The 19,597-nt window shown below is 58.3% G+C and carries 11 protein-coding genes; 6 read left to right on the top strand and 5 right to left on the bottom strand.

Going from position 1 to position 19,597, the window contains the following annotated elements; all coding sequences use genetic code 11:
* Together BM282_RS10890 and BM282_RS10885 are read left to right on the top strand one after the other, a co-directional pair.
* Positions 1-5,019: a sacsin N-terminal ATP-binding-like domain-containing protein gene (locus BM282_RS10890; protein WP_245758345.1), complete on the top strand. Its 5,019-nt coding sequence runs from the start codon at positions 1-3 to the stop codon at positions 5,017-5,019.
* Between the two features lie 323 nt (positions 5,020-5,342).
* Positions 5,343-6,080 (top strand): hypothetical protein, encoded by a 738-nt coding sequence (locus BM282_RS10885; RefSeq protein ID WP_139229714.1) that lies wholly within the window; start codon positions 5,343-5,345, stop codon positions 6,078-6,080.
* Positions 6,081-6,143: 63 nt separating this feature from the next.
* Here the strand turns inward: BM282_RS10885 and BM282_RS10880 are convergent, their stop codons facing one another.
* The 5 genes from BM282_RS10880 to BM282_RS18845 all read right to left on the bottom strand — a co-directional run bounded on the left by BM282_RS10880 (position 6,144) and on the right by BM282_RS18845 (position 13,799).
* Positions 6,144-9,704 carry an ATP-binding protein gene (locus tag BM282_RS10880; RefSeq protein WP_089880654.1) on the bottom strand — a complete coding sequence of 1,187 codons (3,561 nt, stop codon included), beginning with the start codon at positions 9,702-9,704 and terminating at the stop codon, positions 6,144-6,146.
* Positions 9,697-10,983 carry a metallophosphoesterase family protein gene (locus BM282_RS10875; RefSeq protein ID WP_089880651.1) on the bottom strand — a complete coding sequence of 429 codons (1,287 nt, stop codon included), beginning with the start codon at positions 10,981-10,983 and terminating at the stop codon, positions 9,697-9,699. Before BM282_RS10875 ends, BM282_RS10880 begins: the two co-directional genes overlap by 8 nt.
* A gap of 135 nt (positions 10,984-11,118) precedes the next feature.
* Positions 11,119-12,105: an HNH endonuclease gene (locus BM282_RS10870; RefSeq protein WP_245758344.1), complete on the bottom strand. Its 987-nt coding sequence runs from the start codon at positions 12,103-12,105 to the stop codon at positions 11,119-11,121.
* 78 nt (positions 12,106-12,183) lie between these two features.
* Positions 12,184-12,426 carry a hypothetical protein gene (locus BM282_RS19030; protein ID WP_089880645.1) on the bottom strand — a complete coding sequence of 81 codons (243 nt, stop codon included), beginning with the start codon at positions 12,424-12,426 and terminating at the stop codon, positions 12,184-12,186.
* Positions 12,427-12,482: 56 nt separating this feature from the next.
* A complete protein-coding gene (locus BM282_RS18845) occupies positions 12,483-13,799 on the bottom strand; it encodes a metallophosphoesterase (RefSeq protein WP_245758343.1) in 1,317 nt (438 codons plus the stop codon).
* 120 nt (positions 13,800-13,919) lie between these two features.
* Between BM282_RS18845 and BM282_RS10855 the strand changes: the two genes are divergently transcribed.
* From BM282_RS10855 to brxC, 4 genes are read left to right on the top strand one after another with little or no spacing between them, the layout of a single operon-like run.
* Positions 13,920-14,570 carry a BrxE family protein gene (locus BM282_RS10855; protein ID WP_089880643.1) on the top strand — a complete coding sequence of 217 codons (651 nt, stop codon included), beginning with the start codon at positions 13,920-13,922 and terminating at the stop codon, positions 14,568-14,570.
* Positions 14,571-14,579: 9 nt separating this feature from the next.
* Positions 14,580-15,392 (top strand): BrxA family protein, encoded by an 813-nt coding sequence (locus BM282_RS10850; RefSeq protein WP_089880640.1) that lies wholly within the window; start codon positions 14,580-14,582, stop codon positions 15,390-15,392.
* Positions 15,382-15,951 carry a BREX protein BrxB domain-containing protein gene (locus BM282_RS10845; RefSeq protein WP_089880637.1) on the top strand — a complete coding sequence of 190 codons (570 nt, stop codon included), beginning with the start codon at positions 15,382-15,384 and terminating at the stop codon, positions 15,949-15,951. The genes BM282_RS10850 and BM282_RS10845 overlap by 11 nt, the downstream gene beginning before the upstream one ends.
* Complete coding sequence (brxC, locus tag BM282_RS10840; protein WP_089880634.1) at positions 15,944-19,588, top strand: BREX system P-loop protein BrxC; 3,645 nt, start codon at positions 15,944-15,946, stop codon at positions 19,586-19,588. Before BM282_RS10845 ends, brxC begins: the two co-directional genes overlap by 8 nt.
* Positions 19,589-19,597: the final 9 nt, after the last annotated feature.

Here is a 19,597-nt window from a genome sequence, read left to right as displayed (position 1 = left end):
ATGAACGGTTCCGGGCCAGCCTCGATTTCGGACATTCAAGGCCGGCACGTCGACACCTACGAGAGTAATCCGGATCGAATTGAGGCTGACGCGGGGACTGAACGTCAGGACCGCGCTGACTACGAGGGTCGGTTCGTCTTCGAGTTGCTACAGAACGCCGTCGACGAGATGGACGACACCGACGAACCACGGGTACGGTTCGAACTCACGGGAGACTCCCTCCTCGTTGCGAACAACGGTGCGGCGTTCTCCTTCGAAGATCTTTACGCACTGACGCTCACGACCCGGACGACAAAAGCTGGCGAGACGACTATTGGCCACAAGGGCCGGGGGTTCACGTCCGTTCTGGGCGTCACAGATAATCCGAGTGTATACTCAGAGAACGTTCAGGCGCAATTCAATCGAAAGACGACAGCAGATCTCCTGAATGACAACGATAAGATATCTGCTGAGCGGGACGACACGCTCGCTGCTGAACAAGTTCCCTTGCTCTGTCTTCCACACGAGACAACAACTCCGCCCCGAGTGCGAGCACTTCTGAATGATAGATTTACGACCGTGTTCAAACTCCCACTCCGAGACCCCGCGCGGCATCGGGAATCAATCCATACCAAGCTCGAAGGCCTAGACGCAAACACGGTCGCACTGCTGCCACAGCTTCAAGAGATCGAAATCAGCAGTCTCGGGCAAGACTGGGAATGGGAGATTGCCCGACACGATATGACCGGCTGTGACGCAACGCTCATAGGGCTCAGCACAGACACAGCGGACGGCCCAGAGGGTACACGTACCGACTGGTTCTGCCTGTTCGAACAAACCGACCTTGACCAAGAACAGATAGCGGACCGTGCAGATCTGACCCAGCCAGAGGTGGATGCGATGGGAGAATTAAGCGTTGGCATCGCATTCACCGCGACCCCTGTGGACTCCCCTCCCTCTCTTCGACCTAGGGATTGGAAACTCAAACCCGTGTACGGCGAGACTCACGACCGACCACCGTACCTCCACGTTTTCCTCCCGACGAAAGAACGCAGTCCAATCCCAGCGCTCGTGACTGGGACTTTCCAGTCAGACACGTCTCGCCGAAACCTCACACTCAACTACGATGACTCGCGCGGGTACGACGGCCAGTTCAACGCCTTCCTGTTCACTGCTGTCGGCGAACTACTCGCGGATGGTGTCATTTCGTTCGTTGACCAGTCCGCAACATCGGCGGGGGACTTCCTCACCACGCTGGACCCGTCGTTGGGGCAAGGTCGGGACTGGTCGTTCACCCAAGGGACTGTTGAGGACTGTCTCTTTGACGCGATCAAGACCCGACTCACGTCCGTTGAATTCCTTCCGAGTGCGCGTGCTAACCAACGAGTTGCCATCGATGACATCACAATACCCCCAACGTCCGCCCAACTCTCGGACTTAGGCACCGACTTCGTGTCTCTCCTCCAGTCCGGGGACAGTCAAGCCGACGACCAGCCGTACGTCCCTTCAGCGGAATTATCCACCCACCACCACGCCCAGACGCTAGTTGCGTACGGTGCGTCACAGTACGACGCGCCATCGATACCTGAAGCCCTCGCTGCTGTTTCTGTGGATCCTCCCCTCCGCATCGTCGACGAGCGTGAATTCGGCCGAACCCCCCCAGATGACGACGAGCCGTGCCGCCTCACGGTCGATCCGGTACTTGTCTATCTCGTTCGTCTGCGCAAAACGATGGAGAGCGACGAGGACCGTTCAGCCTTCGACGAAGCGTGCCGCCGACACGACGTGTTCCCAGTTGAGATCAAAACCGACCCAGAAGGGACGAAGCACGCGATACGCGATTCGAACGAGGCCGGCACGATCTTCATGCCCCCAGAGGGCGACATTACAGCGGACGCCTTACCGACGCTCGAATTTCTTCCGCGTGAACTGTACCACGGCACGAACGCCGACCGCGCGGCACCGCTTCGAGAAGACGCACTCCCAGCGAACTTCGACGCCGACGTTCAGACGATCTGGGACATCAACGACTACCTGTTCTCACAAGTGTTCGACACCGCAATCAGTCCCCACCTCCCTGGACCAAACTCACCGAACGCGGACCCGTCTATCCTCGCGTCCGACGGAGTGTTACGAACGATCCGTGAGATGACGGACGTCCAGTCACCTGAAAACGACCGCAGCCCAGAATCCCCACTACTCTACCAATCTGCGAAGAAGCCATACTCGGCCCTCGCACAACTCCCCGTCCCGACACAGCCAACAGATGACGGCACAGTCGAGTGGCATCCCGCACACCGCGTGTACTTCAGTTCGGCTTGGCAAACCGCCCTCGACCGCCCCGAAGACGCCCATATCGAACCATTCCTCAACGCCGTCGCCACCCAAACTGATTCTGAACGATTCGATCCGAAGTTCCTAGCTTCACCTACGTGGTTCACTACTGACGAAGGCGAAGAGCGCTCAGAGACGCTCGAAGCCTGGGCAGCGTTCTTTTCGTGGCTCGGCGTGTTCGAACATCTCCGCCCGCTGCCGCTATTCGCGCCCGGTGAACAGCAGACGTATCGTCAGACACAGGGTCTCAGTCAACCGTCGAATTCGACGATTACAGCGTCCGAAGACCTCCAAGGAGACGGTGTCTACTCCGTCGATCACCGATACACGGGACTCACTGACGCCGAATGGCAGTCGTACCGCGACCACCTCGTGGATGCGGTAACCTCGGAAATCCCCGACCCAGACGAGCAGTACCTGTTCCAAGTGAATTCTCTAGAGTACGCGTCGGAAATCCTCTCGGCCGCAAAACAATCGGACGAGGTTGGGAGTCGTCTCCTCACGCACCTCACGCGCTGGTGGGACCACGGTCTCTCCAAGCGACGACACACGACTGTCGCGGAGTTCACCAACGAACGGTGGCGCGGCAGTAACGTGAGCTATGTGTTCACGCACGATGAACAATTGGCGCTCGGCTGGAACCTGTGGGTGTGGCAACTCCGACAGGCATCCTGGGTGCCAACCTCGTTCGATACCGTCCGCCCAACGGCCGCGTGGAGTCTTCCACGCAGCGACCGTGAGCGCTTCAGCCTCGACGTGAACGGGCTACAGCCCTTGCTACCATTCGTAGACGGGGACTTCCCAACGAGAGAAAGTGAAACGCCCGTCAGCTTCGAAGAACTCGCCGACACACTCGGTATCGGGATACGGCTGGAGCAAGGCAGGTTCTCACCACAGGATGCTGAGCGCGTGATCGGTCGTATCGGGGAGTTACTCGCGTGGACCGATGACGACCTCGCTCAGTACAGCAGTGCTGTCGAACTCCTCTACACACGCGTATCTGAACTCCTCCCGAGACTAACGCGTGGCAACCAGATCAGTGGCGAGTGGGACCCCGAACAAAGCGGGCTCTCGGACGCACTTGTCCTCTGCCGGGTTGACGATAAGTACGCCCTCAAACCCGCGGGTGACACCTACTTCGTCCGGTCACGAAGCAATCGTGACCGCTACGGAAACCTCGGCGTTCCACTCCTCGCTATGTTCAAACCAGAAGCCGTCAGTCTCGGCGAATACTGCGGCGCAACCGACTTGCGAGCCGCTGTCGAGAAACAACCCGGATACGGCGATGAACGCCCTCTCCCGACATCTGTCTCTGGCTTCGAAATCGACACCACGTGGCTCCAGACCGTCCTTGCCGCGCTCGTCCTACGGCTCCGAACGAACCGACCATCATCCGCGCTCGTCGACCAAGACACGACCCGAACCAAGTCATTCTTCGAGAACATCGTGTTCGTCACCGACCTCGATCTCAACATCACGCTCACCGACGGCAGCTGGAACCGTAATCTCGACCCGAAACCGCAACCGTACCACATTGAACGCGACGGCGACACGATTACCACGATCCTCATCGACGCGACACTCAACCGAGAGGCGTTCGTCGATGCACTCACCGGTGCGTATACTGACCGGCTTGATGTTCCACAGTACTACGAAGCGGTCAACAACCTCGTGGACTACGCGTTCGAGAACGACACGCCAGCTATCGCGTTACACGAGCGACTCCGAACCGTCGGGAGCGAAGTCCCGAACGGCCAAATCGAAGCGACTCGGAAAGCACTCTTCGAAAGTGACCATGAGGACTCGCCAACAGGCGACGGCGATGCAGATCACCCACCCGGCCCTGAACCAGACAATGACGGCGCATTCGATTCCACCACCAACACACATACCGCAGCAGCTAACGGCGGATCGGAATCATCCACCGGCACAGCTGGAACCAGCACACACTCCTCGCGCATCCCCAGTATCGACGCCGTCACTCGAATCGGCGACCGGCGAATCGCCGAATCACTCCGGAACGCCGACGTCTCCACAAACTCACCCGATAACGGTGGTCGCCAGGACTCGGGGAACGAGCAGTCCACGTCCAGTAATCATAGCGGTGGGGGTGGAGCTGCGTCACAAGAGTATCGTGACGAGATCGACGCGTTCGGTATGGCAATTACGATTGATGCAGAACGAACGCGGCTCGCGGATGCCGACGAACCCAACCCGGAATCGAAAGTCTTCGACGTTCACACACCAGAAGAATACCTGAAGCACCGCGAACACTCCGAGCTCCTCGAATCCGCGATTTATCGGTTCGCAGACCAACGCGGCCTATCCGCCGCAGAAAACCCGCTCGACCGCGACTGGCCCGGGTTCGACGTCCTAACGATCCGAACCGACGACAACGGTGACGCAGTGATCGACCGTTGCATCGAGCTCAAAACCTCCGGCCTGAACACACGCAAACCGTCCCTCTCGTGGAACGAATGGAAAGCGGCAGGCGGCCCACTCAGCGAGTACTACTACCTCTACGTCGCCCGAAACATTCGACTCGGCAACAGCGGTGACGCAGAGCTCCTCGAAATACCACAACCATTCGGCCGGCTACGGAACCGGCAACGCGAAACACGCGAACGGAACGTCCAGGTAGACCTCCGCAGCTTCGACTTCGACGACGACCCGATCATCGAACGCCCCATCGAGTGGGAGGAATAACCGACTACGCCTGCTGCGAGTCATCGAGCGGGGGTCGTAAGTCACGCCCCCGGTTGACAACCCAGACGTCACAGTCACCAGCCTTCTCCTCACGAACGGTGTCACAACATCTGGCACAAGCAACACTGTCACTCATCTCACCGGGACTCATCTCTTCACATCAGACAAACAGTATCCGCAATACCTCAACTGGCTCCCCGAACTTTCAGCTAGTGCTTCTGAAATTTAGTGGAGTGTTCACCACTGAACTGCCGGACTCCAGATCGGCATCCACAACAAACATGGTACTGTCCGACGCGCATCACATCAGGAGGTCTGCTTAGGTGGGCACACTTGTCATTGACATCGAAACCGCGAGCCCGTTCGAAGAGCCGCCCGACAACTCGAACGACACCCAGTACTTCGAACTCTTCGCTGTCAGCCTTGCGTACGCTGACGACCCGAACGACACACCAGAAACCGAAGTGCTGTTTCGGAGCGGCGATTGGGACGACCAGTATACGATTGACCTCTACGAGCGGCTCTTCGCGTGGTGTGCTGACCGCAGCGTAGATCGTCTCCTGACGTACAATGGTACCTGGTTCGACGGCACGCACTTGCTGAACTGGGCCCGCGACATCGATGGTAGTGCTGACCGAGACTTCTTGACACGCACAGAGACCTTGTTCGAGAACCACGTTGATGTCGCGCTCGCGGCTGCCAACGAGTACGAAGCCGAGCTCTGGGACGACCAGCAAATCCTTCCTGACTGGAAGGCCTACGACCTTACTGGGATTGACAACGACAGCGTCTGGTACGACGACTACGACTTCCCCGACAACTATCTCTCTGGAATAGACGGGAAAGCTGTCCAAGGCAAGCACATCGGGCAAGTCCTCGGCGAGAAATACGTGCAAAACGTCGAAGCCGGCATCGAACATACCAGCGTCCACCGCGAACTCACACAACTCCTCAGAGACTACTGCATCAGCGACGTCGCGGACCTCATCAACCTTTACACCGCCCTTGGTGGTCCCAGCCTCGACGATACCTACCGCCGGCCCGCCACCGACATCGTCTGACGCTTATTCTACCCGTTATCCCGATGCTTAGGATAATCGGATAGTCATGAATCGAGGGTGCTCTCAGTCCGCTTTCTCACTCGGGTCGGGGCCTGCTGAAATCCGATCAAGGAGCCTATCTGCAGCCGTTGCTGCCGTGGATGGTTCGAGTCCGTGCTGACAGTACGTGTCGACCACTGTTGACCGGATCTGTTCGTCTGGTCGCTTCGGGCGCGGATCAAGGTAGTTCTCTTGGCGGAAGTACTCCCGGAGTTCCTCAATTTTATCATGGCGGAAGTGGCTGACATCCGGCAGCGCATCAAGAATCTCTTCTGGATCCCCATCGACACTGTCTGCCAGCTCGCTCACCTTGTCGATGAACGTATTACTAACGGCTCCACTGGCTTCCAAGACATCACGGTCAACCGCCTTCCCGCGCCCAACTGTGTACGCCTCGACGAACGATTCTAGTGCCGCACCGTGTCGGCGGACCTGCTCTCGGGACGTGTCCGACAGGAGGCCATCAACGGCACCGATCTCCAGTAACGATCGGAGATGCCCCCAGCGTTCGATACCTGCGGTACGCAGTCGGTACAATACTTCCGGGTCCTCAGTCACGTACCAGAGCGGTGCCGACGCCGCTCCTTGTCGCGGGTCGAACGTCGGTACACCCAGTTGCTCACGGTACGACTGGTGGTCGTCGCCGTCCGGGGCCGGTACGTCGACTACACCACGTGTTTCGAGTGTCGGTGGTTCCGCAATCGGGTCGTGCCCGTCGCTCGCCGTCAACTGCTGGAGACTGTACTCGACGTCCGACTCTTCAAGCCGCGTCTCCCACCGTGCGCGTTCGTCGTGCCGGGCCGTGAAGTAGAATACCTGCCTCCCTGCCCGGGCCAGGTCAATCACGGTGTCAAGGACCGTTTCAGCTCGTTGGTCATCGAACGGTGCCAGCGTCTCGTCAAGTAACAACGGGGGCGCAGTCTCCTGCTCTCTGTGTTCGACGAAAGCGACCCGAACCGCGAGCAGGACCTGCACGCGCGTCCCACTCGACAAATCGTTTAGGTCAACGCGTCGCTGTTCTCCCGTATCGAATGCCCTGAACGTACCGTCATCGAGTCTGAGCTCGAACTGCCCGTCAGTAATCCGCCGCAAGAGATCGTCCGCCCGCTGAAACACCGGCTCCTGGTTGCTGGTAACTGTCTCCGCCTCGACGAACTCAAGGAGTGTATCCGTGACTGCGTCGGCCACGTCCGCGTCGAGCGCTTCTTCAAGACCTCGCAACGCTTCACGTCGTTCTTGAACAGCGTCAGCAATCTCCGTCGACGCCTTCGCATCCTCGATTTCCTTTTCCAGCGTCGTTTTGTCCTGTAAGAGCTCGTCGTACCGGTTCGCAATCTCCCGTTTTTCGTCTACCTCTTGTTCTAAGTCGCCCCTGTCTCGTTCTTCGATCTCTTCCTCGTAAGCATCGTGGTCACGAAGGTCTGAACGGCGATTCTCAAGTGTGGTCTCCGCAGTACCTTTCGCCTCAACGGCTGATTCGTACTCCGAGTATTGCTCACACAGCGCTGCGAGCCGCTCCCGGTCGCCAGGCTCCAAGCCACGCTCGGTGAATAATACCTCTCGGTCGGCCCTGTACCGGTCGAGTTCCTTGTGGGCCGCAGCGACACTCCCGTCTACCTCTGCGAGTCGCTGAGTCGCACTCTCGTAGTCGCGCTGTCGCTGTTCGAGACTCTCAACAGCAGCCGTCGCATCGGCACTCGTTTCGACCACGTAGGAGTACGCGCCGGTCGTGTAGGGCTTGATCGTCGCGCAGAACTGCTCCCGATACGTCTCGACCTGATCGCTGGCTTCCTGTAGCGCCGCCTGTTTCCCAGCGACGGTTTCATCAGCAGCCTGCCACCGCTCAACACGCTCGACTGTCACCGCCAGTTCAATGTCGTCGTCGATCTCAGTATCGAACCGGTCCCGAAGGCGCTCACGCGCCGTCTCCAGTTCATCCCTGACGTCGTCGATATCGAACTGCGCACGGAGCTCATCGTGCTTCTGAGCCTCCTGCTCGTCCACTTCGATGACACGCAGTCGGTCACGAAGGTCAGCTACCCGGTCCCTGACAGCGTCAGGTTCCCACGAATCTGGCTCTGGAAGTCCAGTCTGCCGGAACGTCTCCGCATGGGTTGCTCTGGCAGTATTGTCCGTTCCAGTATCGTCACTCCTCGCAGAGAAAGCTGCGTAGCCAGCGAGGGCGAGCCCGAGGATCGTCAGCAGGCCCCCAGCAGGATTTACTGTCAGCGCGATCACGACACCTGACAGCGCCGTCAAGAGCCCCGCCGTGATGGCCGCTGCAACAGGGCCTCGGCTACTCGGCTCGTCAGTAGCTTGTTCTGGCGGGGCTGCGAGCCAGTTCTCAAGCGCATTCCGCCCGCTTTCCAGCGTTCCACGATCTGCAGATTCATTCGACTCCCCAGCGAGCCACTCATCAATAGCAGCCTCAACCTGCCCCTTCCCGTCGACTTCCGCTACCTTCGAAACGAACGACCGAAGCTCGGCAAGATCATCCGTATCGACCTCACGGAGCGTCTCACCGTCAAGGTCCAGGGGAATCTTCTCCCGTACCTCACTGCGCTTAGCTTCTGCATCAGCTACTTCACGTTGCAATCGGTCACGATCATCTTCAGCATCATCGAGGTCATCCCGGTACTCTCGAAGCGTCTGCAACACCTCATCGGTAACGCCGTCCTCCGGGAGTTCCGTGCCGGCCAGTTTGTCAGCGGCCTCGCGGTATTTCACCGCGGCCTCCTGCTCAACGCGTTTCTGTTGCGCTATCTGCTCGTCAAGATCGTCGAGCCGGCCCAATTCATCACCATCGAACGACGCCAGCTCCTCCGGGTACGATGCTACTTCATCCGCCCGCTGGTCGTAGGCGTCCTGCGCCTTCCGGAACTCAATCGCCGTCTCAAGCAGATCAACGCGCTCACTCGCATCGGCGGCCGCCGCAAGCTCTTCTTTGAGTTGACTGAGACGGGTCCGTTCGGCTTCCAAATTCGGCGCGTTTCGCCGCAGTTCCTCGACCTTGTCGATGGCTGCCGCCGCCTCTTTCGTGGCACTAATGCCTCGTGTGGCCGGGCTAGCCCCGTCAGTCAGGCCAAAATCGCTACGGACAGCGTCGATATTGAACCCGCCAGTTGATTCGCGCTGAATGACGCTCGCAAACTCGCCGTCGTCCGTTTCCTCTTGCAGCATATCGTGCAACGACAATGCGTACCGACGACCACCATCCAGCGACGGCACCGGAATCGCGTCAGCGGGTTCGCCATCACGAAAGTGCTCACTGACGCCACCGTGCAGTTCAATCCGCCGCGACTCACCATCGTAGGTCAGGTCAGTCCGAACAGTCGCCGACGACGGGGCCTCATCGGGCCACAACGACCAGCGGATCGCCTCCGCCAGCGTCGATTTACCAGCCGCATTCGCGCCGTACACAACGTTGACTCCCGGCGAAAACCCGTCAAGCGAGAATCCAGCCGTCTCAAACCCGGGCGCACGGTCGAGGGTAACAGCGTTAATTGCGACCGGGGTCTCTCGGCCTTCCCCTGTGTCACGGCCTGAACCGGTCTGGTCAGCGTCAGTCGGGATCGGCTCACTCATCTGCAGGCACCCCCTGCTGCTCGACGAACGCGTCGACGAGCTGCCGAGCTTGTCGGCGGAGTACTTCCTTCGTTTCAGCTTCCGTAGGGCGAGTGTACGTCTCGTCGTGGCTCTTGAGCTCCCGATACGCGTTCGAGTCGTGGGTCTCGCGGACACTCGTGTGAGCAGCCTCTATGACATCCCGATACGGGTCCAACGGTTCGTCATCATCGAGGGCACGCAGCAATCCGGCCAAGTACCCGACAGGGTCATCGTCGCCAGCGCGAGCAGCGAGATCAATCGACGGTTTCGTATCGACAGTCACGTCGATAACACGCACCGCCGTCCCGCCGTCCGTGAGCTCGATCTGTTCAAGCTCCCCGCGTCGACTTCGGAGATCAGTATCTGCGTCCGTTCGTCCAGAAACCGTTACTGTGACCGCAAGGAGCTCGGTTTCGGAGCCGCACTTCGTGGCTGTCTCACGTAACTGCTCGTGGGTAGCATCGACGATGTCGTGGAACCCCTGATCGGGGTCCGTTGAGACGACGACCTCCTTGTACTGCAGTGTCGCTGACCTGAGCGGCTCTGTCTCTATTGTCCCGTCAGTCTCGACCGAGACGAGCCACGCACCGTGACCGCCAGTCTCGCTCGGATCCAACGGTTGGAGCGACCCTGGATAGAGGACTGGCGGGTTCTCGTGACGGAGCCCTGGAACGTGGAGGTGGCCAAGAACCCACGCCGAATGCCCACTCGTCGCCAAGTCATCCACGGCGACCGGGGCGTACCGATCCTCACCACTAACATCTGCGTGGACGACTCCAAGACGTGGAACGCCCTCATCAGCCAGGTCATACGCATCCAACGGATTCTCGTGGTAGTACCGACCGGGGAACGACCACCCGTCCACGTGAAGATTCGGTTCACCCTCGACGTCGGTCAAAGCTGTTCGCTCCCAGGACCCATCCCGGCCAAGCAACTGGAGATTATCGATTGCCTCAGCCAAGTCCGGGAGCACGTCGGCGTCGTGGTTCCCAGCGACAGCAATGAGGGGAATACCAGCCTCTGCAAGTCTGGTCGCCACGGACTCAACGGCACCGAACGCTTCCGCATACCTGTTCTCCTGGTCAACCAGGTCACCCGCAACGACGACCGCATCAACCCCCTGAGTAACAGCCGACTCCGCGAGATCAGCCCAGATTGTACGGGGAGAAAAATCGGCCGGATCGAATCGGTCAGGGAGCCGGCTTGGACGACGCCCGATATGAATATCAGCTACACAAAGAACCTCTACTGATGCCATCTGCTAATCACATCAGAAGAGATTAACATAAGCCCAGCGCTCAAATTGAGAGCAGTCGAGGAATTTCGGTAAACGCCATCGTCTTGACAACGACTCGCTTCGTACGAGCGAGATTCCGTTCAGCTGTAAACAGACTCACACCCACTCAAGCGCCGCGTTGTGCTGCGCAACATACTGCGGCTTCAAACTCTCCTCTGGAATCGAGATCCGTTCTCCTGCACGGTCGATAATCGTGCTTTGGAGCACATCACTTTGGGTCTCGAACCTCGGATTCACGCACAGCCGGTAATCCTGGTCGATAGTGAATAGCTCCCGGTCGAACGCCGCGTGATGCGTCTTACTGAGTGCCAACACGTTCGAGAGATCTGCCCTGTACTCCGGATAGTCACTCCACGACAGGACGTGCGCCACGTCCAACAGGCCAGGATGATCCACCCCAGAAACCGGGCACGTACGGTCGTGCCGGGACAGTACTGCCGCACGGAACTCCGGATCGACCGACCGTGCATGGACAGTCGTTTCGTACGTCCCAGCACGCACCTCGGCATCGCTCACCGACGGTGTCCAGTCCGAATCAGCCCACTCCGCCACCGCGCTCTCAACGAACTGTAGGCCATCATCCGTCAACGCGTACTCGTCGCCGCGCTTCTCGACGAGGCCCATGCTCCTCAGCCAATTCACCCGCTGCTTCGCCATGTCTGTTTCTCCACGGCTCCACCCTAACTCTGGATGTGTGTCGAGCTGCTGTTCACTCACCTCTGCGAGCGTCATCGGCCCAGCAGCCAACGCATACATGAGACTCCGAAGCCCGACGTTCCGATCACACATAATCCGCAGCAGCGTCGCCACATCACCCTGCTCAACGTACTCCCGACCAGCACCACCGAGTTCCCAATGGTCGTTCACCTGGCGGAGGAATCCGACCTGTTGGAGATAACTCACCCGTCGCATAATCGAATCCCGACTGGACACGTTCTGGAACGACCCACGGTGCCACCCGACGAGTTCATCAGACGTCGGCTGATGCGCTTCGACGAACTCAAGAATCGCATCCAGCGTCTCAACGTACCGGGACCCACCGCCAAACATCGGAACGATACTACGGAGCCGATCCGGAGGCATGAAGAAACAGTGACAGAGCCGGATGATGATCCTTTCCCCGAGAGAGCAGATCTGAAGCTGGTCAAGAGCTGCCTGAAACTACGTTTGTGAGGAGTCGTCGATTGGTGGCCGCAAGTCACGCCACCGGAAATCAGACATCTCACCAGAATCAAACGCAACCCGGTAGAGTTGCGCATCCCGCTCGTCAGCGGTGAGCGAATCCGCATCATCACTCAACACTGCAACGACTCGGCCGTGCTCGCCGTGATACACCTGATGATCAGGATCTCTCTCATCAGGAATATCGACCCGGACCCGATCCCCCTCAGAGAAGCGCTGCATTATCAGATGAGACGGCAGTGGTGCTTATCAGCACTGGGGTATCTACGACTGCCCAGTCATATCGAGTGCCGCGTCGTTGTTACTCCTGCATCAGAAATCGAGAGTTCTGTCACGAACGCGTCGTTATCACGGTATGCCGGTCCGACGCGTGCGGCCGGTCCTGTGTACAACACCGGCGTTCCATCCTCAGTCTCGAATGAGTACCCGGTATCGAAGTCATCGTACTTGGGCCGATGCTCATCACCCACTAGCACACAGTCGAACGAGACGCGTGACTGCGCGAGTAACTCGTCGAGATCGACATCCGCGTTCGAACGATTCCGGTACGGCGTCACCCCGTCGTGGAGACACAGCACATTTGGCCCCGGCGACGCCGCGCCGAACGCGATCTCCGATGGACGCCAGCCAAGCGACTCGTACTTCCCAACATCATCGAGCCCAACGTTCTCCGCTGAGACCCCGTATGCGTCAAGCGGCCCGCCAGCAACCGACATCGGGCTGGACGATAACTCGATAAGATACTCGTTCCGCACTTGGTCTTTCAGCCATGCAACCCCATCTACAGAGTTCGAATAGTACGGAATCGCAGCGTTGTGATCGTGCGTCCCGAGAATACAGTACACTGGGATACCACTGAGAGCCAAGTCACGCAAACTCGACTCAGCAGCGTCGAGCGTCACCGCATCCACTTCGTGATCCAGCACATCCCCGGTGTGAATCACCGCATCAACGTCACGCTCCATTGCAATCGTTCGAATCCGCCGAATCGTATCCCGACTATCAATCTCACCAATCCATGACACGGTCTTCCCACTGCCCGTCTCCGCACGATTCTCGTACCCGAGATGCGTATCACTCACAAACAGCACTGTCGTCTCATCACCACGATCTCCTGCTCCTGTCGCTTGACGCGCTCGATGAACTCGCTCTCGATCAAGCAACACGTCACCGCCGTCACCAGGCCGATCAGCCGCGGGTTCCGCTGGGAATTCAGCCAGCAGCGAGATTGCCCAATCGACCTCCTCTGGGGAGACGTTTACCGGAAGCACTTCCCCCGACTCCGGCGCAAGCGGTAACTTCGCACCTGCCGGGACATACCGGTGATCCTCCTCTCGCGTCTCTGCCACCGTGATTGCCGAAAACTCTGTTACCCGATCCCCATTCCCATGACGCCGCGCGTAGTCCTTCCGTTTCCCCAAATTCCGCTCTTTCTGCTGCGCCCCGTAACACGACGCCTCACTTGCAAGCAGGTCGCCCCCGTACAACACAGACCGCAACGCAACCCTCCACTCCGAATCAACTCCAGAAGGCAGCGACCCATACAGAACAGAGAGAGAATCGTAGAGTTCAGTCAGCTCATTCCCGGAACCCATCGTATACACTATCCAACCTCTGTCGGGCGATATTAAACCCGCGATGTGCTGGATGCACAGTTTCCCCTACAGAAAACGGGAGGCGTTGGTTCTAAGCCACCACCTCTTGTGGATGTAAATATGACTTCAACTGATTTCGCCGATGCGTTTGTCTCGACTAAAGAGGCCCTCCACGAGGCGGGTATTGATGACGAGTTCTTTCTTGACTTGATCGCCTCACGTCTGTTGATAGAGCGTGTGGGTGAGTCGAACAACCAGGGCTGGTGGGACTCACGTGTCCTGTCTGAGACGGGCCGGGCACGACTCGACGAAGTAACACCGAAAACGCAACTCCAATCTCGAATCACCCTCGCATCGAAAGTCGGTCGCAAAGCAGAATCAGACCACCTCCCTGCAGATACTATCTCTCTGTTCTCGTTCGGCCCGCAAGTGGAATCACGCATCTCTGCAGCCATTGAAGACATCGATGCTTCGGATGACCAGCCCCTAGAAGCCCTTGAGAGCATCTCAGTTCAATCACTGAGTGAAGGGTGGACAGACCGAATCATCGAGCAAACTGGATCAAACATCACAGCAGCATCTACTACGCTTAACGACCCAGGAAGCGGTGATTCATTCTGTGTCGGGGAAGATGGGTACACCCAGTCCGAGATTGAACCCGAGAAATGGCGGCTGCTGGCCACCCTCTTGCAGGGGTACGGGCAGAACACCGACCGCCTCTGCGTACCGTACTACCCCCTGAAGTCAGAAATTAAATCGGAAAGCGTGTGAGACATCCATATGAGTAACGAGCATATCGAGCCCAAGGATGACGAAGAAACAGACGCGGCGGCGAGTCTCGATCCGAAAATCGCCCATCACAGTACGTACATTGACGAGACGAAACGCATCCTTCGCACGTACGTCGATTGCGAGTCGTACGAAGAACTGGAGCGACGGGTCGTCGAAGAGAACATCCTGAACAAGAATACGGACGAGTATCGAACAAACATTCTCCGCGAGGTTACACGTCGCCACATCCCTGATAAAGAGGAGTACACAGAGACACCGCTGATGAAGATCATGTCGGCTGATGTCCAGAGCGACGTAACCGACTGGTGTCTCTACTACGAATTCGCGCAAGATCCATTCATCCACCTCGTCACCCTCGATTTCCTGTACCCTGAATTCGAACGGGGAACCCTCTCCGTTCAAGCTACGGACATCGTCACGTTCATCGAATCGATTCAAGAGGACTACGCCGACCTGCGTGACCGGTCCGAATCGACGATCAACGAAGCCGCCACGAAGTACCTCACCGCACTCCGGAACTACGGGCTTCTAGAAGGCACCCAACGCAAGGAATTCGCCGTCACCTATGTCCCCGACGAGACTGTCGCGTACGTCGTCTACCGGCTCTTTCAGAAGGGAGCGAAGTCCGCATCAGACGTCATCGAACACGACGACTGGAAGTTATTCCTTATGAACGAATCGGAAGTCCAGCGCCGGGTTCGAGACATCTCACCGCAGTATGTGAGCTACGAGAAGCGCGGCTCGACAGAACGACTAATTACAAAGCATGACAGCATCGAGGACCTAATAGATGCTTTCTGACTTTCAGGCACGGCTCGAAGAAGTAGAACGACTCGTCAGAGATGATCGAGACGAAGTCGGAAAGCGCGCTGGGGTCCCCTTCATCGTCTTCACCTACGACCCTGGTGACGAACTCGAAGTCGACGAAGAGGTTCGAAACCTCATCGAGAAACTGGAGTACCACGACCAAACCGTCGCAGGAATCGATATGCGCGAACTGGTCTTCAGCATCCTCGAAGACCGCGGTATCTTGGAGAACGTGATCGATCTCGAACGTCGGGATCGAGACCGTTTACTCGACGGACTGAAATCGTCGCTTCTTGATGATGGCGAGATGGGGCAGTTAGCGTCCGCCATCGCAACGGCTGCAGAAGACGCTGACACGGTGATTATCTACCGGATGGGTATTCTGTACCCGTTCGCCAGTGCCTCCACACTCATGGGTCAATTAGAGACGAATACACCGGACGACACGCCCATCGTGTTCTGCTACCCGGCGAAAGTCGATGACAAGAGCTTAAGATTCCTCGATGAATCTGAAGGAACATATTACCGCGCAAGGGTGATCGGACATGAGTGACACTACCACATCACACCAGATTCACGAGATCTTCTACCGGCCGATCAACCGGAAGATCGACCGGGTCGTCAAAGTCGATAACGACGATCCGAGCGTCGTCAAGAAAGAACTCGAAGAGTACATCCTTACGCCACAGCTCGAACGGCACTTCTCGGACGCGTTAGAGGCCGTCATCGATACGGAACACGCACAGACCGAAGACGTCGGGATGTGGGTGTCCGGCTTCTTCGGCTCGGGGAAAAGCCACTACATGAAAATCCTCGGGCACATCCTCGAAAACCGTGAGTTCGAGGATACACACGCTGCCGAGATGTTCCGGGATCGAATCGAGGGCAACGAGATGCTCGACGGAGCGGTCTCGTCTGTCACCCAGAAGTTCGATTCCGAGGTGCTGATGTTCCAGATCGGCGCGAAAGCCGACGCATCCGGGAGCGAGTCCATCACGGAGATTATCCACCGCGAATTCAACATCTCCCGTGGCTACGCCTCGATGCCCTGGGTCGCGCAAATGGAGCAGGAACTCGAATCACGTGGCGTGTACGACGAGTTCGTCGACGCCATCGAAGCGAACACCGGGAAAGACTGGACGGAAGCCCGCAAGGACGCCATGTTCGTCCGGTCCGACATGGAGACCGCATTAGTCGAGGCCACCGATGAGTTCGATGATGAAGATGATGCGGCCCGCGCAATCGACGACGTTCAGGACAACGTTCTGATCAACGCGTCCACGCTCGCCGAAGACATCGTGGATTACGTCGAACAGCGGGAAGCCGATACCGGCGACAACTGTCGGTACTTCGTGTTCATCGACGAGATTTCGCAGTTCATCGGGGACGACGGGCAATTGCTCTTGGAACTGCAGAGTATCGTCGAGGAGTTCGGACAGAAAGGCAAAGGCAAGGTCTTCCTCGGAGTTACCTCACAGGAACAACTCCAGCAACTCATCCCCGGTGTCTTGGAGAAAGAAGCCGAGGAGTCGAAAGTCATCGACCGGTTCCCACATCGATTTGACCTCACCTCCGAGAACCTCGACAAGGTCGTCCGTGACCGTGTCCTCAGCAAGAAAGGCGAGTTCAGAGGTATCCTCGGCGATCTGTACGACCAGCACGAGGGGATTCTGTCCGCGAGATACAAACTCGACTCTAGTCAGAGCCTGAAGCCGATTACCGAGGAGAACTTCATCGACTGCTACCCGTTCCTTCCCTACCAACTCGATATCCTTCCGGAGATGTTCAAGGCTCTGGGGAAGGGCTCGGACGACCAGCTCGCAGGGAGTGAACGCACACTGATCGACGTCACCCAGAGCGTTCTCAAAGACGAGGACCACCTCTACAACGACGAACTCGGGGCGCTCGTCACGCTGGACATGATCTTCGATGAGATCAGCAACGACATCCCCAGCAGTGACGTCAAGTCGATCCGCGAAGCTCGACCGAAAGACGCCGACCCGGAAATCGCACGACGCGTCCTCAAGTCCCTGTACCTCCTCCAGCAGCTTCCGTGGATTCCGAACACGGCCGACAACATTGCGACGTCACTCCAGACGGAGCTCGGCCCCACGCAGCAACTAGAAGGTGACGTCGAAGAGACGCTCGACGCTCTCGTCAACGCCGGCTACGTCGGTCGGAGCGAAGAAGGCTACCGGTTCCTCCGTGAGACCGAGCGGGAACTCGAAAACGAGATCAAAGGCATCGAAGTCGGCCCAGGTGACATCCGGCGCTCGTCCAAACGCTTCCTGAACGACATCCTCGACGAAACGTCCCGCGTCAACTACCAGGGGAAGACGTTCCAGGTGAACCTGAGCATCGACGGCGAGGAAATCACGTCGAAGGGCCACATCGACCTCAAAACGTACTCGCCGATCTACCAGCGATACGAGGACCTCGACCCGGACGGCCTGAAAACGCAAAGCTTCAGCGAGGACGGCACGCTGTACTGGATCGCTGACAACGAGAAACAGCACGACATCTACGAGAAGCTGAAGTCGATCTTCCAGATCAACACCGTCGTCAAAGAAAAGCGCGGCAACGAACTCAGCCAGGAGGAACAGGAAGCCCTCGGCCAGAAGCAGGAAGACCTCCAGCGCCTCCGCAACGAGGTCGAACGGGAATTCAAACGCAGCTTCCAGCGCGGCGTCCTCATCTATAACGGCGATACCGAGGAGTTCGACACCACGAGCACCTCGCTTACCTCGCTCGTCGCCCGGAAGACGGACAACGCCATCCCGAAGGTCTTCACCAGCTTCAAACACGGCTCCGCGACGGTCAAAGACCGGCACATCGAGCAGATCTTCGGTGACCTCGACGGCTCGTCGAACCCGTCGGTCTTCTCCGACCTAGGTGTGGTCCAGGACGGCGAGCTCATCGCCGAAGCCCGCATCTCCTCCGAAGTCGAAGACGAGATCCAACGCCGTGAGAAAGCAGGCGAGTCCCGCACCGGAAGCGACCTAATCGACCACTTCGCCGAACCGCCGTACGGCTGGAGCCGCGAAGTCGTCAGGCTCGCCGCGGCCGTGCTCTTCCGCAACGGCTCGATCATCCCGACGTACAAGGAACGAACCTACGGGACGTACACGGAAGACGGCGCACAGGAGCTGTTCACCCAGGTCACGAAGTTCAAGTCCACCTCCTTCGACGAGCGCGAGACCGTCGATATCGACACGCGCACGGATGCCAAGCAGCTCCTCGACCGCCTGTTCGACCGCAAGGTCAAATCCACGGACCAAGCCGTCGATGAAGGCATTCGAGAGGAAGCCAACAATTGGGTCTCGACCACCAGCACCCTCCTCTCGCAGCTCCGTCGGGTAGACTTCCCACTCGCGGACGACGTCGAGCAGTTCCAAACCAGACTGAAGAACCTACTCCAGCAGCCCACGTCGGCCAAGCGCATCAAGCAGTTCGTTGAGTTCGAGAACGAACTTGAAAGCCTCACCAAAACCGCGAAAGACGTCGCCGAGTTCTGCGGTGAGAACGGGGGCGAAAACCGCCTGAAAGAGTACGAGACGATTCAGCGATTCATCACGACCGAGTGGGAATCACTCGTCGACGAGGCGGATGATCACGCTGCACTCGTGGACATCAGCGACGACGCGCGTGACGCCGCCGACCGCGTCAAGAACACGCTGGACACCGAGGGCGTCATCAGCCAGTGGAACAACGTCAAGACGGACTACCGAGCCGCAGCAGAAGCCTTCACCGCGACCTACGAAGCACTGTACGAGAAACGGCACGAAACCTACACCAGCTCCATTGACTCGGTGAAAGCATACGCCGGCTCCGACATCGACGAGACCGATCTCGATTCGGCCCTGTCGGATCTGACGGAGCGGCAGGGCGACGGCTCGGTCGATCTTGACATCTCGAACAAGGACCACATCAACCCGGATCCCTCGCTCACTCGCCTCATCGAACACATCCAGACCGTCGACGCGTACGAGAGTGGGGCGAAAACCCAAATCGACGACCTGGACGATGACGACGACGATGGAACGGTCCGCGAGAGCGTCGACATCGACGACATCTTCGGGAGCGTCGTCGTGACTGACCCCGAAGACATCGACGCACCAATCAGCGAACTTCGGGGAGAGATCGAGTCGCTCCTCGATCAAGACGGAGACGTAGAGATTCGGTTCCGGTAGACTGGAAAC

Source organism: Halogeometricum limi, assembly GCF_900115785.1.
Taxonomy (GTDB): domain Archaea; phylum Halobacteriota; class Halobacteria; order Halobacteriales; family Haloferacaceae; genus Halogeometricum; species Halogeometricum limi.
The sequence above is the reverse complement of the archived record's forward strand: the minus strand, read 5'-3'. Positions and strand labels throughout refer to the sequence as shown.